This window comes from Burkholderia sp. BCC1993 (assembly GCF_905339865.1).
GTDB lineage: Bacteria > Pseudomonadota > Gammaproteobacteria > Burkholderiales > Burkholderiaceae > Burkholderia.
In genome coordinates this window covers 1-288 of record NZ_CAJPGZ010000082.1, presented here as the reverse complement: position 1 = coordinate 288, position 288 = coordinate 1, and the positions used below count along the sequence as shown (strand labels likewise).

At 66.0% G+C, this 288-nt stretch carries 1 pseudogene; it reads left to right on the top strand.

The annotated features are described in order from the left end of the window. Positions 1-288 (top strand): annotated as a pseudogene (locus U4Y91_RS36670) (electron transfer flavoprotein subunit beta/FixA family protein); the annotation flags it as partial.

Here is a 288-nt window from a genome sequence, read left to right as displayed (position 1 = left end):
GGCGTGACGCAAGCGCAGGAAACGCTGCGCACGGCGCTGGCGATCGGCGCGGATCGCGCGATCCTCGTCGAGTCGAACGACAGCGTCGAGCCGCTGGCCGTCGCGAAGATCCTGAAGGCGCTGGTCGACAAGGAACAGCCGCAACTGGTGATCCTGGGCAAGCAGGCGATCGACGACGATTCGAACCAGACGGGTCAGATGCTGGCCGCGCTGGCAGGTCTGCCGCAAGCGACGTTCGCGTCGAAGGTGACGATCGCCGACGGTAAGGCAACCGTGGCACGTGAAGTC